Source organism: Paenibacillus sp. P46E, from assembly GCF_001909095.1.
Classification (GTDB): domain Bacteria; phylum Bacillota; class Bacilli; order Paenibacillales; family Paenibacillaceae; genus Paenibacillus_AQ; species Paenibacillus_AQ helianthi.
In genome coordinates this window covers 96,243-112,497 of sequence record NZ_LVYZ01000014.1, presented here as the reverse complement: position 1 = coordinate 112,497, position 16,255 = coordinate 96,243, and the positions used below count along the sequence as shown (strand labels likewise).

Genomic DNA, 16,255 nt, shown 5'->3' with positions numbered 1-16,255 from the left:
GTTCCGATACCCGATGGGCCAGTTGCCTGAAGGGAGCTTATGGCAGCCGGGGCTCAGGTTTCCGTACTCTTAGTTCTTATGCTGCCAATACTCTGCAGCGGATAAACTAATCTTAGTACAGCCCGGGCCCTGCGTCCAGAATCCGGACCTTATCCTGAACATTGGTATTACAACGGGATGCCATGCACATCCAGACTCTATCTGAACGTGCATCCCTCATCTGGGTCAAGGACAAAGCGACCGGTGGGCCCCCAACAACGGCATTTTTGCCGTTATTGTGGAGCATACTGCCCGGCGGGCCCCCAACAACGGCATTTTTGCCGTTATTGCAGAGCATACTGCCCGGCGGACCTCCAACAACGGTATTTCTGCCGTTATTGCAGAGCAGACTGCCCGGCGGACCTCCAACAACGGTATTTCTGCCGTTATTGCGGAGCAGACTGCCCGGCGGGCCCCCAACAACGGTATTTCTGCCGTTATTGCGGAGCAGACTGCCCGGCGGACCTCCAACAACGGCATTTCTGCCGTTATTGCGGAGCAGACTGCCCGGCGGACCTCCAACAACGGCATTTTTGCCGTTATTGCGGAGCATACTGCCCGGCGGGCCCCCAACAACGGCATTTTTGCCGTTATTGCGGAGCAACGGCAACCGTTGGACGATCCAGACCAAATAGCGATGAGCAGCCAGTGTGCTCATCGCTATCTATACTGGGACTACTTATCGGCTACACATCATACTCCAGCTGCTTCTTGGCCTGAACAATAAAGTCTAACGGATTCTCTATCGTTGCTTCCTCATATTGCACGGCTCCGATTTTCAGCCCCAGATTGACCTTGTATTTCGCAGAGAACTCCGTGTCATTCAGTTCCTGCAGCTTGAATTTGATCCGTTCGATTACAATCTTGGCCCCTTCGCGGTCCGTGAATAGCAGAAGCCCCCAGGTGGCATCCTCCTTGTCCAGCAGGTACAGCGCATCATTGGTGCGGATACTGGATTGACTAAGCTGGGAGACATCATAGATCGCCTCGGACAACTGCTCTTCAGGAATCAGACGGCGGATTTCGCTCCAGTATTTCACCTTGACCACCAGCAGAGTCAGCGGAATACTATAGCGGGTAGAGATCCCGGTGAATAGACTGGCGTCCTTCTGAAAAGATATCGTGTTGCGCAAATCGGTGTTCTCGTCTACGGTGGCGAGATTAGCCGTTCGTTTCTCCAGCCGCTCGTTCTCGGCCTGCAGCTCCCGGGTAGTGGAGGTGAATACCCACAGCACCACCGTAAGCAGCGGAGTCATAACCAGCCAAAAATACGTATTGACGCCAATGGTCTCACCCTCCGACACCGTCTGGTAGAGAATAAAAAAGCCGTATCCGAAGATAAATGCAAGATTAAGCACCAGCCCGGCGGTTACGTTGGTGAAATAGGTAACCAGCGCCAGCAGAAAAGCGATATTTAAAATAATAATATTCTGGATGTAATGATCAGGAGAGCCTGCGATAAACACGATACATATGAAGATCAGCACCAGGAATACCAGAAAGGCCATATCGGAAAACAGGCTGCTGCGGTTACGTCTCATGCTTATCACCACGTTTCTTCATATGTTTACGGAGGAGCAGAAGCAGCGACACGATCATTAGCACGACCGCAAGCACGACAGCCACTACGAATCCCAGCACATCGCTGCGGTCCGTAATCTGCGTAATCACGGAGTCCTTGGCTGCTCCGGTAATCGTTTTGAAGCGGTACGCGCTGACGTTGCCGTCTTTGTCGGCAGTGACACTGTCGCCGTATACCCTCCACTTGTCTTTTTCGCTGGCGATCAGCTTGGAGACCAGATAGATATCCTCCGTACTGGCTCCAGTCACCGCCATAAAGCCCCGCCCGCTCTGATAAGGGGAGTCCAGCAGCTGCAATGTGCCGATCTCTGTCCCGTATTGCGCATCAATGCTCATCTTCTCATTTGAGAGAAACCCGGACCCGTCCTTGCTGTACCGGAAGTACAGCTTGTCATTGTTGTCACGGATCACCTTGTTGTCCTTGTAGGAGCCGATAGCGATAATATTATTGTCCTTCAGGTTATCCGCACCGACAGTATCAGTGTAGTAGTGGATATCTCCTGTATTCCCGCCCGCATATTGGCCCAGCAGATTGAAAACATTCGCCAGGCTCAGGTACGAGTAGTTATCCATCTTCTGGGGCAGCACAACCGCCACATGGTTGAAGATTTCATCACGCAGGAACGGATAAGGGTAATTATTGAACAGCAGATCCGTCCGGTCTTTGGTATTCAGATGCATAGCCGTTTCCTTGCTGATATAGGCCCAAGGCATTTGTCCCGTATTCGGGGTACAGACGGCATTCTGCATCTCCAGGTCGAAGGCCACCGTCACTGAGAAGTTGCCGGAGATATTCAGACTCTGCGGAATCGCCAGATTCAGTGTATCGCCGTTCGCCAGCTCCTTGGTCAGCTTTTTGCTGCCGACCGGAGTATCATTAATGCTCACCGTTACCAGCGAGCGGCCGAAATCCAGATTCTCCGCATAGCGGAAATCCAGGCTGATCCTACCGGAATCGGCAATCGAGCGGTTCGACGGCAGAGACACGAAATAAGTCTGCTCCTGATGGTTCGGACCGGTCAGCTTGTCACCGGTTTCGGTAAAGTTCACGTTAGAGCTGATGGCAAAAGCCGGAGACGACACATCAGTGGCCTCATCCAGAACCTTCGTGTCGCTGCTGATCTGGCTGACGAGCTGCCGGCTGGCAAGGAGCCGTCCGGCCTTGATCAGCAGGCTCTCATCCTTGGAAGTGACCACCAGGGTAGGCCGCGTATTCTTGTTCACCAATTGGATCAGGACATGTCCTGCCAAATCCACGGAAGAATCCAGCTGCTGCTTCAATTCACCCGGTACACGGTCCGCCAGGGCAATCAGAATCACGAGTCCCCTGTCCTTAACCGATTCTTCCTTGTACGGCAGCAATGGTAGGGTTGTGCCCGTCAGGGTATTGGCCTTGGCGAAGCCGGATAAGGCATAGGTGGCCGCTTCCAGCTCGGAACCACTGGCACTGTCCGGTACGCTCAGGAGGCTTTGGCCTCTTTTTACATAATCCATACCGGAGAAACGCTCGCTGAAATCGCTGATGCCGCCGCTCAGAGCCTTGGTGGTATAGGATACCGCAACATCCGAGGTATTGAACAGATGCAGCCAGTTATCCGGTGTATTGTCCACGTAGCAGACCTGATTATTCTCATTTGCTGTCCGCAGGTACCCCTGAATGCTTAGCGTATTCACCCCATTCTTCAGGAAGCTCTTCGGTGCGTTAACGGATATACTTTGTTCCCCGTTGTTTTGCAGAGAGGGTCTGAAGGAGTAGAAGGGGCTGCCGTTCAGCGACAGCGTAACACTGGAGATCTGATCCTCTGTTATTTGCGAAATCTGAAAATGCAGATTGACCTTCAGGCCCTCCACATTCCAGTAGTCCATTACTGTAAAATACTGTTGTTGCGCGCTCGTTCCCGTAAGTGAACTGTCAGTGCCGGTAAATGCGGTCTCATAGATCAGCTTATCGCCAACCGGGACCGCTGCAGCTGCAGACGCCACCCGGATCGGGATCAGGAAAAGGGAGAGGCAGAGCGCCCATATCATCATCTGTTTTTTGTTCATTGTCTTGGTCTCCTGTATCACTGATTTCTTGTCCTGCTGGTGTCTTAGTATCGTTCCGTTTTGTACCACTTGGCTTCCCGTTTGAAGATGACGTCTTTCAGATAGTTGTATAGTCCGTAAGCGGCAACGACCATCCACAGCTGGCAGTAGGATACATACATCAGCATAATGATCCACAGGTTGGACAGGCTCATCTCGCCTTTTTCTGTCGTGAGCGTGACAAAGATGCCCACTACGAACAGAATGACTGCGAGCAGCCACAGAAAGCTGCTGAGTCCGGCTATGGTGGTATGCACGTAGCCCATCGCATGCAGCACGAGCAGCAGATCGGAGGTGACCAGCGAGATCAGCAGCAGGAAGTAGATGGACAGGTAATACAGAATATCAAAGCGGATTTTGGCTGCCGAACGGTCGAAGAGCAGAGGGATATTTTTGACAATGACATAGATATTGCCCTTGGCCCAGCGCGTGCGCTGCTTGAACCAGACCTTCACCGTCTGTGGTTCCTGCTCCCAGGTGACCGATTTGGGCTGGAATTTGATCCGGTAGCCCATCATATAAATGCGGAAGCTGATCTCCGTATCCTCAGCGATTGCTTTGACATCCCAGCCGCCAATGCTCTCCACAATCGACCTGCGCATAATGAAGTTGGTGCCGGGGATCGTGCACAGCTTGAACAGCTTCCAGCGCCCGGCCTGGGCCATCCATTGAAAGGACAGTGTCTCAATATTAATAAACCGGGTGAGCAGGCTTGCATTGCGGTTGCGGGTCCGGAATTTGCCGATCACCGCGCCCAGCGTGGCATCATTCATGATTTCGGCGACGAGATACCTCAGTGCTGTCCGCTCCGGCGTATTATCTGCATCATAGATAGCGATCAATTCGCCTTTGCTGCGGGTGAAGCCGATGTTCAGCGCATTGGACTTCCCTTTGCCGCCCGTGACCGCATCCGTGTTGATAATGATCAGATTGCGTTCCGGGAGGCGGCTCTGAATATGGCTCAGCAGCTCGGCACTATTGTCGGAAGAATTGTCATTAATCACAATAATCTCGTACCGGTCATGCGGGTAATCCAGCGCCAGCAGGGATTCGACGGTTTTGCTGATGACAACACCCTCGTTGTGGGCCGGCACCATAATCGTTACAAAAGGATACTCGCCCTTAATCTCCGGAACATCTTCATTTTCAGTTGTAATGTAATACAGATAGCCCGCTATAATCAGAGCCACATTGACCAGCAGCAGGGACCAGATGCAGATCACCGCAATTACCATCAGCACATCTGAGATCGTCATATTGTTCTCCTAAATCAAGTTTTTCGTCATTTCAAGTATTTTCTCCGGTACAGCCTGTACCCGACAGCTATCAAACCTCCGAACAGCAGCAACGCGGCGATAATCACTACAATAAAAAATTTGCTCTGTACACTGAATAACTTGGTGAAGCTCCGGACCTGCGCTTCTTTGTATTGGTAGTCATTATTTACGGCCGCCGCGGCATAACCGATATTCAGGGGAGAGCCATTCACCGATACCACTCCATCTGCGGAGACGACCGTGTTCATATCCGTAACCGTCTTGTGCGTCCCCTGCTTGTAATCGGCAAAAGAGACCCACTCCTCCTCCAGCGTCTGAAGCAGCTCGTCAAGTCCGGCCTCATTCACCGGAAGGTCTGCGGTGACTGCCGTATTGAGCGGCAGCTGTGGCATGGCTGTGGCGGTGTGGCTCAGCCCCTGCAGGAAGCCCGGAGTCAGACTATAGAGAGAAGATGCAAACACCCTGGATACATTCGTCTGTTCCATATGCAGGACATTCTCATCCGGGAACAGCACGGTGGAATCAAAAAAGCCCATCCCTGCTTCCGCGTACTCCTTGTCATAGGTCCAGTATAGGTCAGCCCCCACCCCCAGCGGCGCAATGCCGCTCTTCACCAGCAAATCTACGAACCCGCCCATCTTCTGCCCGAGCGAATGGTCACTGCTGTTGATCGAAGGCATGATCACTGGCGCATTCACCAGGATGCTGCCATTCCTCGCCTGAACGACCTTCAGTGCTTCCAGATAACGCAACATCGCCGGAAAATCGGTATTGCTGAACACCGGACGGATGCTTGCGATAAATGGAATGCCTGCCTTGTACAGACGATCCGCCGTCTCTTCCAGCAGTGTGAGATCTGAAAACGGATAAATTTCTTTCAGCACAAGATAAGTCTGCGGAGCAGCTTTGCTCCCCAGCCATTCCTTCAGCACATAAGCCATCCCTACTACGCTGGCATTGCCCTGCTCCAGGTAAGGCACATACGTGTAACTCCCGGCGGTTACCGCATACGGCAGCTTGCGGCCGCTGTTCTTCAGCGTAAAGCTTCCGTACGTGCGCTCTGCCTTTACGGCTGCAATATAAGGCATATCCCTTACCTGAAGATTGGGGCCGGTGAATTGACCGACCGTAAGATCGGCCAGGTCTTCATCCACAATCCCCGTCTTCAACTGGAGCACCTGCAGCAGTCTAGCAGGCGGATGGTAGCCGATATGCAGTGTCTGTCCCTGGTAGCGCTCTGCATCCTCAAGATAAGCCCGGTTGGCAGATGTAAGATCTGCTGCATTGATGACAGTAATAACTCGGGGAAAATCGTCTAGCATCCCCTGCTCGTAACGGTCCAGGCTGAGGAGGGTCACCTCACTGCCAAAGGCCGACAGCAGCCGCTGCAGCTCACTGACATTGCCTTCCCGGGTGGTTCCTTTGCCCAGACTGTCGTACAGAAGCAGCACCTTCTGCGGAACGTAAGCTCCCTGCATGGCCTCGGCATAGGCCGGCGGCGCGGCAGACAGAAGTGTAAGCACAGCAATGATCAGCGGCAGCAGCAGACTGGCAATCCTCTGTCGGTTCAAGCGCTCACACCCTCCTGTACCTCAGGGTATCGTCCTTCCGTACTGGCTGCGGGCTGGCGGCCAGGCGATACCTTCCGCCCAATCACGCTTGCCGTCAGCATGAAGGTGACCAGATCAAAGGATAGGGTAAACAGAAATTCATGCTTCGAAATATCGGCATCCCCTGCCCCGATAATGGAGACAAATATTCCTGACAGGCCAACCGCCATGCTGGCAAGAATCAGTACCATCCGCTGCAAGCCCCTCATATCCCTGGCTCTGACAGCCTTCACACAAGAAGGAGCATAGAGGCCGATGACCACCGCCATCCAGAGCAGGATGAACCCGAAGGTTTTGGGGGCAAGGGTCTGCTTAATCAGACTATAGGCCGTGAAGAAATGGCTCTGGGCCCGGAAGGCCTTGCCTGCCGATTCTTCATAATTCCCCATCGCCGCAGGCTTGATGGAGAAAGCGCTCCGCGCCGCCACATTCAGGATGGAGCTGAGCTGATCGGGATGCGTGAGATAGTTTTTGAGAATGGAGCCGAAGCCGTAGCGGCTGTAGAAATCCTTTTGCAGAATCGGCGAATTCACATCTACCGTTCCATACTGCTCGTAATAGATGCTGCCCTTCAGAATGGCGTATTGTTCATCAATCCCAAACGATTTCAGCGTCGTTTCCGGATTGGAGGATTCCTTCAGTACGCCCCGGGTCATGGCATGATATTGGTTGATATTGACGAATTCTTTGGAGATGTTCAGGTAGGTGGCAATGCCGGCACACATCAGCAACGCCATGGATACAAGCGTCAGGCTGCGGAACAGGCGGTCCCGCCGGACCCAGACCAGCGAGATTCCGAGCACAGCAATAATCATACCCACTGGAGCATTCTGCTGCTTGGAGGTCGTCAGAATAATGCTGCTTAGGACGAACAGGCCAAGAAGAGCGTAGTCGTTGTATCTTTTACGGTAGATCAGCAGCCAGGAGGCGAAGACGAAGATCATCATAATCATGACGACACTTTCACTGTAAAAGGAGTTGAAATAAGCCGTATACCCGGTATCACCAAACACAAAAACAGCAAGAATGGCAATAATCATGCCTTGCTTACGTGACATTTTGCAGGTGACCGCCTCTATTAAGAGATAGATGGCAGCAACATAGAGGACCGTATAAATAGCCGCCTGAAAGCGGATGTCGAATACAGTGCTGCTGAACATCAGCTTATTCAGCCCTATAGCCAGCTTAATGAACAAGGACTGGGAGGAATCCAGCGTTGCACCATTCTCGTTATAATATTGATAGATTCCATAATGCTTGATGAAATAGCCGAAATATTTGCTGTCATAGTCAGGCAAGCTGAAGTAGAGGCCGTTGCTGTATATATTCCGGAAAAAGTCGCCATTGTCTGCCATTCCTACATAGGGAGCTGTAAACAGAGCTATAACTGTAACCAGCAATACTCCGAAGGCTGCTACAAGAGCGGGAGAAACCCGCAGTCCGGTAAGCATTATATGCTGCCGCAGCGTTGTTTTAACTAGGTTGTCATCGGTCATGCGGTTCACCTTCGTTACTGTGGTTTAGAGTGAATAAGAATAAGCGAGCAAAGCCATAAGATTATCAAAAGAATACGCCTGTCCGGTATCAGTATTGCCGAATCCGCCGAACAGCGGGCTGGTCGTCTCCCGGACCTGAAATTCGTTCATTCGCAAAATTCCCGACTGGTAGAGTGCATCGTCTCCGGCCTCTGCGCCAATCATAGCCGCCAAAGCATAAATAGCGGTGGACCTTATCTCATTCAGCGGCTTCCCGTCACGGGAATATTGCCCGTAAAGCGTCCCTGCCTCGACTTGTTCCTTGATATAGCGGATACTCGCAGGCTTCTGCCGGCCGGTCTCCGCCAAATGCAGAATACTCAGGAGGGATTCCACCGTATTGATATTGTCTGAGCTGTAAACTCCTGTACCATAATCGAATCTTGTCTCGTAGAACGGGAACGTATCCGAGAGGTAACCCTCCTCCAGAATCCCATCCATGTTATGCAATAATATACCTCTTAATTCGCTAGAAATCGACAATTTTCGCAATGTGCCTAAATCAATATAACACAATGTTATGAAGCCATTCGTAGTTTTGTAAATTCTGTCATAAAAATCGTACATATATCCTTCTTTTACATTATTCTCATAGAAGCGCTGGCTGTATTTATCCGCTTGCTCTGTATAAGCTGGCTCGTCAAACATCTCACCCGCCTCATATAGGGCACCAATCAGACGAAGGTCATCGACAGCTGCATTCACAGGATACTGCTTCTGCTGCTTGGGGCTGTAGCGATAGCTGAAGCCACCTTCCATATCAAAGGTTCGCCCGGCTAATGCCCACTGGCTGGCAAATTGCTCCTTGTCGCCGGCTAGCACGGCCGCTCTCATCAATAGGGAAGCTGATTCGCTTAGCACCTCATGACCAGTAGCCGCTTCACCGGATTCACCGGTTTCCAGAAAATTGGTATATACACCGTAAGGACCGGTAAGCTGATTCGCAATAAATGCGCTCAACTCCTGCCTTTCTTCACGGTTATCGATACTCCGGCCTATGGGCGGCGGGGAAGGAGCTGCAGTCATCATCTCATTGGCTGTGGCGGTGGGTTCGGTAGGTTCGGTGGCTGGCTGGCCGCCGCTGCAGGAAGCCAGCAGCAGAGTGAGTAGAAGCGCGGTGGCTGCGCTAAGTTTTCGGGTCAATCCATCACATCCTCCAGAGAGAAGACATCTGTCATCTACATAATATAACGGTAAAATAAGTCACAAAATTAACTATGTAATTGATCATTATGTGTCCAATTCAATAAAAGATTCAATTTTCAATAAAAAAGAGCTATACGAAGGCTCCTGATGGACCTGTACAGCTCTTTTTTCGGGATAAAATATAGATTGATGTCATTATGCTAGCCTTTAATCTGTCGGTAAGTTTCCTCATCTGACACAATATAGAGTCTGGCTTCCTGCGGGATCGGCTGATCCAGCTTGCGGTTGATGCCAAGGTCCCCCCGGTCGGACAGCAGCGTCGCTCCCCGAAGGAGCAGCGCCTGAAACGCATCGCCGTAGGTCCGCCAAGCGGCATCCCTGGGAATTTCATAGATATCATCGCCATGCTCCCGGCTAAGCAGTTGGGTAATCACCTCAGGATTCCCTTCCTGCAGTGCTGAGCGGACAGCGAGTCTTGAAATGGCATCATGCGAAAGCACGAATTCATTGACATGGACATGGCGGAAGTTCTGGATGTTCTTTTCCTGCATGATCTCAACTGTGGTATGTACCTGCGGAGCAATCCGCTCAATACTGGAGGCGATCAGCAGGGTTTTGCCATCCGTCAGCGAGGCCTCATCGATCCGTGTATCCCCGAATACGATTGCTGCCCTGGCTCCATGAATATTCGCCTTCTGCAGGATATCGTCGCTGGAGGGGTCCCCGCTGATGAAATGGACATGCTCCAGATGCTGCAGCGGATGCTGGCCGCTCTCATCGATGATGACGATCCGGCAGTCCGGCGAATAGCAGAGAATCTCATCGGCGGCAGCCTGCGTTTTGCGGTTCCAATTGATCAGTACCACATGGTCTTTCCCGTGAAAGCTCAAGGTTCCGGCTCCTCTCCTTCTTTGCAGTTCCCCCATGGCATCAATAATCTTCCCGATCACCAAACTGAGCAGCCCAATGCCGAAAATATACAGAAACATGGTAAATAGCTTTCCCGTCACTGATTTGGCAAAAAAGTCACCATAGCCTACGGTGGACATCGTCGTCATGACCCAATACAAGGCATTGAACCAGTTATGGAAAGTTCCTGGCTCCAGTAAAAAGGCAGTCGTTGCACTCATCACAATAAAAGCCAGAATGATCAGCCCAATGGACTTTTTCCTTAGACGCATCAGCTTTCCGGAGAGCCGCAGCAGAAAATGCATCGGCTTAAATGATCAGGCTGCTGACGGCGAACGCTGTCCCGATGAAAACCAGGCACAGCATCAAGCCTACGGCGACATTCCCCTTCTGCAGATGATCGGATATTTTGAAGCCCGGTGTGAACAGCTCGAAGATCCAGTATGCAGCGATCAGGCAGACGTATCCAACCGCGAACCAGAGCATCATGAACCAGATCGAGGTATTCGTATACGCGGCCACGCCCAGAATAATCGCCGTGGCCAGAAACTTGCCACCGAGCGCCAGAGCTACAGCTACGTTGCCTTTTTTCAATTCTTCCATGTCCTTGAACGGAGTCATCAGGCTGAATACTACCATCCCGATCACCTGCAGCAGAATAATTGTCAACACGCTGACAATCAGGTTAATCACAATCGTCAATTTGCCCACCCCCGGAATTTTGCGTAGGCCGAATCATAATCGGCGAAATCATGCACTTCCTCCAGCACAACAGAGGCTTTCTTTTGTTTCTCCAGCGCCGTATAGCGCTTGTCATCGATCGGCTGCTTGATCCGGTTGCCCGAAGGCAGCTCAACCACAGCAAAATTTCTGGTTTTATCCTTATACTTGGTTTTGTATACACCCACAAGGTCCACATCTGTTGTAATGGATACCTTTAGACGTGCCAAATCTTCTGCTGCCGTCTTCTGGTCGGCATACGATTTAATCGTAGCCCAGGAAGACAGGCGGATATCGTTCTTCTGATCAGCATCCGTTACCAGTTCGGCATCCATGAACTGCAAGGTCCAAATCTTGTCGCCGGTGGCATAATTATCATCGTTCGGAAGGAGCTCATTGTCCGGCAATACGGTCATGTCACTGCCAATCAGATCTCCAACTGTGCCTTCAACCACCCGGTAATCCCAGGGGACGCGTGATACGCTGTCCGTGGTCTCCTTATCGGTATGAAACACACTGTTCGCGTTGCCCGAGCATGCGCTCAGCAGCAGAACTGCCATCAGCAGTATGCTAAGCAATGCTCCTGAATGGAGCCTGCGGCCCCCTCCATTCCGGCGACTTCTATCCTTGTTCATCTTCAAGCCCCCTCACTCCTAGCGCGATAAAATGACTGGAATTGCCTGTAATCGGTCCGCCCGCGCGGCCCAATAGCCCGCAAGGCACTCCGTTGATTACGAACATGCCGGTGAGCAGGTGAAGCTCCCCTTCAGGGGTCTGAATACGGGCCAGCTCCGCCCGCTTCTGGTACACCGTCGGAAACAGCACGCTACTGTCGAAGCCGTCCTCATCGGCAAGCTCCAGCGATCCGCTGTCATCGAAAATCCGTACCGAGCCGCCTTCGCGGCCGAAGACGGACTTGGATACAAAGTTGCCGGAGAATACAGGCTTATTGTAGGTGGGCAGAATATAGCTGGCTATCGCCTGCCGCTCCTCCTCACCAAAGAGCAGACCCAGCTCATACATCCCCCACACGGCGGCAATCAGTCCTTTGGACTGCAGCAGGATGCTGTGCGGACCGTTGAACAACTGAAGCTGACCGCTCTCAATGGCGTAGGCCAGCGCCTCGCCGCCATCATCCACCGCCATCCACTCCTTGGGATAGAGAGCGAACATCCGCTTGATGACCCGGTCCTCTGCATCTCTGACTGTGCCTTCATCGATCCACAAATCCAGGCAGTCGACACAGCGGATATCCAGACCGCTGTGCGCAACCAGCGCCTCAATGGTGCCGGAATCCTCCTGATGTGTTCCATAAGCAACACAGGCCGCCGTATCCGGCTGCTCGATGCCCCAGGCAGCAGCCAGGCGGTCCTTCATGCCCGTGTTCGGGCTCGACACTCCGGCCTTCCCGCAAATCCAGGGTGTAGCGATGGAAGCTTCCACATACCCGGTTGGCGTATCGGCGTTCAGCTCCAGCAGCTTGATCGTACCTTCGCCGGCTATGGCAAAATCGAATCTGGCATAGCGGCTGATCAGCCCCGGCTCCGGCAGCGGAGTGTCGTCCAGCATCTGCCAGAGGACATGCGGAATACCCAGCAATTCGTACAAATCATGCCGCTGATGGACATAACGGACGGCCTTGTCGAGGACACTCCAGAGCTTAACCGAAGCTTCCTCCAGCTCCTTATAGGTCTCGCCCCGCATCACGGCAACTGCATCCAGCCAGTATTCTTCATCCTCCAGGTCCGCCCAGGTGAACCCGAGCCCGTACAGCTCTTCTACACGTGGAGCCCGTTCCAGCCCCGACTGATCGATATACTCAAAAACGCTGTCTGCCGGGCTCATCCGCCAAAACCGCTCTTGCCTGAACTTCTGCCGGAGCTGGACTTTGACGAGGAGCTGGACTTGCTGCCCGAGCTCAGACCACTGGATTTGCCTCCGACTCCGCCAGCCTTGCTCGAAGTGTTTCTTCGAGTAATCGAGCCGGTAGACGAGGTAGAGGTCCGCGGTTTAACCACGGATCCGGGCACCGGCTTGTTCTGAAAGCTTCCGCTGTTATAGCTGGGTGCCTTGTAGACCTTCCGTGTGCCGCCATAATAGGTAGGGCGGCTATTGTACCAGCCTCTTGAAGAATAGAAAGAGCCGCTGTTGAACAGCATGTGGTACAGCAGCAGATCATCCCAGCCAAAGCCGGAGTTATAGCCGCCGTAATTGTTGATGACCGTTGTACCGCCCGAGGTGACTACCCCCTGGCCCTCCTGCAGCACTTCTCCAGCATTCTCTTCCGGGTAAGGGATATTCCAGTCTACATTCTTGTCAAAATAAGCTTTGACCTCCTCGGTAGACCACGAAACCAGCGTAGGCTCATCCGCAGAGCTGCTCCCGGCTGCGCCTACGCCTCCTGGAATAAATAGAGCATTGGCCAGCAGCGCGATCCCCAGCGACGTGGACAATACCCGGATCGGTTTGCCGTCCGGGGTGAATAATCTGGGAGCCACCGGCTCCTTTTCTTGTTCATCCTTTGCCAATTTGAGACCCTCCTCTCCTGACATTATTCTTCCGTACGCATCGGGACAAGCAGTAGTTCGAGCTTGCCCTGATCCACATTCAGCCGTCCTTCCACGGCTTCGTACTCCCGGCTGCCGACCACAATATAATTGACATGCTCCAGAGCCGTAATCATATTCATGCTCCAGGTCCGCTCCTCAATGATTCGCAGCTCGCCATCCGGCATCTTTTCAAACAGAATAACATTCATTCCCTGATCCACTATTTCCTCTTCCTTCCTGAACACTATTATGCTTCTGATACGTCGTTAGCACCATTTCGTTTCAACTCCGGCCGGTAGGATCGTCTATAGAAAAGAACCAGGCCCAGAGAGCACAGACTCACCGCAAGCAGAAGGCCATAGACATGCTTGTAAGCGTCCGATGGCACCCCTTCCCGCTGGGCATGAAGCAGCAATCCGCAGACAGCAACAGAGACCGATCCTCCGAAGAATTGGATTAGCTGCAGAAGCCCCATCCCTGATCCGATCCAGGTGCGCGGCAGAATCCCGGAGGCTTCATTGTTCAAGGATGCCATGGTTGCCGAAAAAGCCGGCGAGAAGCACAGGTACCCGAACAGGAGCACGAACGGCGACGCGGACAGGCTCAGGGCAAAGGTCGCCATAACGGCGGCAAGCACACCATGACCGATGAGCAGAAAACGCAGATTTCCGTACCGGTCAATCCAGCGGCCGACAAAACGGGTCAGAAATGCCGACAAAATCGCGCCTGGTGCAATAAATAAACCAATCATCAGCGCCGATTGATGGAACACGTTGGCCAAAGCAAGCGGCATCAGGAATAAATTACCCAAATTCAGCACTAAAATGCTGAAGCCAATGGCCGTGAGCTTTAAATACCCGGACATCCGGAACAGTTCGGGATTAATGAAGGAGTTCCGGGCTTGACGGAGATGGACAGCGTGAATCCCGAATGAGACTACGCTTCCTGCAAGCCATATGTAGGACTTACTGGTTACGGCTACGAGCAGACTTCCTGCATTGATAACCGTAAGTAAAGCTCCGTACAGGTCAAACGCCGCAGCCTTGGGCTGTTCCTTGGGCAGCAAATAGAGCAGCACCGGCAAGACAAGCAGCACTAGACAAGTAATACCAAATAATCCGTTCCAGCCGAAATATTGGCTGATGAGACCGCCAGCAATCGGTCCCAGCCCGAAAGCCATGGCACTTCCTGCAGAGATCATGGCGATAGCGGCACCTCTCCTGGCGGGCGGAACATACCGGCTGGCGAGGACCAGCCCCAGACCCGCCATGACTCCGGCACCGGCGGATTGCAAAATACGGGTAATCAGCAGAACATTGAAGCTGTGCGCGAACAATCCGGTAACCGAAGCCAGGCCCAGCGTTGTCAGGCCAATGGTCAGCAGCTTGCGGATGGGTACCAGATCAGACAATCTGCTGTAGATCACCGTTGACAACGCATAGCCAATGGAATAACCCGAGATTACCCACGAGCCGAGATCCGCTGAAATATGCAGATCCTGAATAATGGTGGGCAGTGACACATTGAACATAGTAGTGTTCATAACAACAATGAACAGGCAGAAGGTCCATAACGGCATTACGACTTTGTCATTCATGCTAGACTCCATCCCTATCGATATATATATCTGTTACAACCCCATTAAATTCTATGCCCTGGACCTATAATTGGCAATATATTCATAGAACTCTCTGAACCCAGCTGTCCATGACACTGTCCGGATGGATACCAAGCTCGCTGTACAATAGCGCCTTGTAGTTCTCATAGTGTTTCCTGAACCCGATAAAATCACCCAGATCCGCATAGCTCCGCAGAATCAGCCGGCAGATATCTTCGGAATACGGGTCTACCGCCTGCAGGGACAGCAGCCGGGACAGAGAATGGCTGGGCCTGGCCGTATTCAGTTCATACTCCGCCGAACGAAGCGCCATCTGGAGATAGGCGGTTTGGAGCTCTTTGCGCCTGGGCTCCGCCCAATCGTAAAGATGCTCGCCCAGATAATCTCCCCGGTATAAGGCCAGCACCCTTTCCCGGTTAACCCACTCCTCATCATTCTGGACGGGGGTTCCCCGCCAGCCCCGCATAAAGTCTTCCACATCAAAGGATACCTCTTCATAGGTGAGACGGTACCTCTCCTGAGAGAACTCTACCAGCACGTTCAGACCCCAGATTTTCAGCAGCTTGCGGATATGGTACACCGTTGTGTGCAGGTTGGTAACCGCCTTTTCCGGCGGGAACGCCGGCCATACCAGGTCAACAATGGTATCCTTGAGGAGCCATTGCCCGCGATGGTGGAGCAGCAGGGCGAACACCTCCTGTGCTTTACTCGTTCGCCATTGGAGCTTGCGTCCCGGTTCGCAGCTGTCCAGAAATTCCAGCCGTTTGAAGCACAGAATAGAGAGGCTACGAATGTCAGCGGAGGGTTCCTCTGCTGCCCTGGGCTGCTTTTCACGGCTGTCCAGTCTCTCTAGGGTTTTGCTTAAGCGCTGGGTGGTTACCGGCTTCAGCAAATAATCCACAGCATTCAGCTCAAAGGCCTCAATGGCATACTCGGTATATGCTGTGATATAGACGATTTGGATGCCGCGGTTGAGGGCTGCAATATGCTCTGCGGCCTCAAGTCCATTCATTTCCGGCATTCCGATATCCAGAAAGACAACATCCGCTTTGTCTTGCTGCAGATGCTGCAGACCCAGCCGTGCCGAGGTATACTTTCCGCTGATTTCCAGCCGCCCATCCTTGGTCAGCAATCGTTCAAGATGCTGAAGCGCTGGTTTCTCGTCGTCAATCAATATTGCCTTCAT

At 52.6% G+C, this 16,255-nt stretch carries 15 protein-coding genes; all 15 read right to left on the bottom strand.

Annotated features, from left to right (window positions below):
* Positions 1-112: 112 nt before the first annotated feature.
* The 15 genes from A3849_RS32705 to A3849_RS03995 all read right to left on the bottom strand — a co-directional run bounded on the left by A3849_RS32705 (position 113) and on the right by A3849_RS03995 (position 16,255).
* A complete protein-coding gene (locus tag A3849_RS32705; RefSeq protein ID WP_178382597.1) occupies positions 113-697 on the bottom strand; it encodes a hypothetical protein in 585 nt (194 codons plus the stop codon).
* Positions 698-725: 28 nt separating this feature from the next.
* Positions 726-1,580, bottom strand: coding sequence for a diguanylate cyclase domain-containing protein (locus A3849_RS04060; protein ID WP_074110281.1), 855 nt, complete (start codon positions 1,578-1,580; stop codon positions 726-728).
* Entirely contained in the window at positions 1,570-3,666 is a 2,097-nt protein-coding gene (locus A3849_RS04055; protein ID WP_074110280.1) for a cellulose biosynthesis cyclic di-GMP-binding regulatory protein BcsB, read from the bottom strand. The genes A3849_RS04060 and A3849_RS04055 overlap by 11 nt, the downstream gene beginning before the upstream one ends.
* 44 nt (positions 3,667-3,710) lie before the next feature.
* Positions 3,711-4,961 carry a glycosyltransferase family 2 protein gene (locus A3849_RS04050; protein ID WP_074110279.1) on the bottom strand — a complete coding sequence of 417 codons (1,251 nt, stop codon included), beginning with the start codon at positions 4,959-4,961 and terminating at the stop codon, positions 3,711-3,713.
* Between the two features lie 26 nt (positions 4,962-4,987).
* Positions 4,988-6,553: a hypothetical protein gene (locus A3849_RS04045; RefSeq protein WP_074110278.1), complete on the bottom strand. Its 1,566-nt coding sequence runs from the start codon at positions 6,551-6,553 to the stop codon at positions 4,988-4,990.
* Entirely contained in the window at positions 6,550-8,088 is a 1,539-nt protein-coding gene (gene wsfD, locus A3849_RS04040) for a glycan biosynthesis hexose transferase WsfD (protein WP_074110277.1), read from the bottom strand. Before wsfD ends, A3849_RS04045 begins: the two co-directional genes overlap by 4 nt.
* A gap of 24 nt (positions 8,089-8,112) precedes the next feature.
* Positions 8,113-9,270 carry a glycosyl hydrolase family 8 gene (locus A3849_RS04035; RefSeq protein WP_074110276.1) on the bottom strand — a complete coding sequence of 386 codons (1,158 nt, stop codon included), beginning with the start codon at positions 9,268-9,270 and terminating at the stop codon, positions 8,113-8,115.
* 203 nt (positions 9,271-9,473) lie between these two features.
* Positions 9,474-10,454, bottom strand: a complete 981-nt coding sequence (locus A3849_RS04030) for a potassium channel family protein (protein ID WP_372237741.1) — start codon at positions 10,452-10,454, stop codon at positions 9,474-9,476.
* A 37-nt stretch (positions 10,455-10,491) separates the two neighbouring features.
* A complete protein-coding gene (locus A3849_RS04025; protein WP_074110274.1) occupies positions 10,492-10,884 on the bottom strand; it encodes a DUF350 domain-containing protein in 393 nt (130 codons plus the stop codon).
* Complete coding sequence (locus A3849_RS04020; RefSeq protein ID WP_178382596.1) at positions 10,881-11,537, bottom strand: hypothetical protein; 657 nt, start codon at positions 11,535-11,537, stop codon at positions 10,881-10,883. Before A3849_RS04020 ends, A3849_RS04025 begins: the two co-directional genes overlap by 4 nt.
* Positions 11,524-12,747, bottom strand: a complete 1,224-nt coding sequence (locus A3849_RS04015; protein WP_074110272.1) for a glutathionylspermidine synthase family protein — start codon at positions 12,745-12,747, stop codon at positions 11,524-11,526. The genes A3849_RS04020 and A3849_RS04015 overlap by 14 nt, the downstream gene beginning before the upstream one ends.
* Positions 12,744-13,430 carry a hypothetical protein gene (locus A3849_RS04010; RefSeq protein WP_074110271.1) on the bottom strand — a complete coding sequence of 229 codons (687 nt, stop codon included), beginning with the start codon at positions 13,428-13,430 and terminating at the stop codon, positions 12,744-12,746. Before A3849_RS04010 ends, A3849_RS04015 begins: the two co-directional genes overlap by 4 nt.
* A gap of 23 nt (positions 13,431-13,453) precedes the next feature.
* Complete coding sequence (locus tag A3849_RS04005) at positions 13,454-13,672, bottom strand: hypothetical protein (protein WP_167374795.1); 219 nt, start codon at positions 13,670-13,672, stop codon at positions 13,454-13,456.
* Between the two features lie 26 nt (positions 13,673-13,698).
* Complete coding sequence (locus A3849_RS04000) at positions 13,699-15,048, bottom strand: MFS transporter (RefSeq protein ID WP_074110270.1); 1,350 nt, start codon at positions 15,046-15,048, stop codon at positions 13,699-13,701.
* Positions 15,049-15,130: 82 nt separating this feature from the next.
* Positions 15,131-16,255, bottom strand: a complete 1,125-nt coding sequence (locus A3849_RS03995; protein WP_074110269.1) for a response regulator — start codon at positions 16,253-16,255, stop codon at positions 15,131-15,133.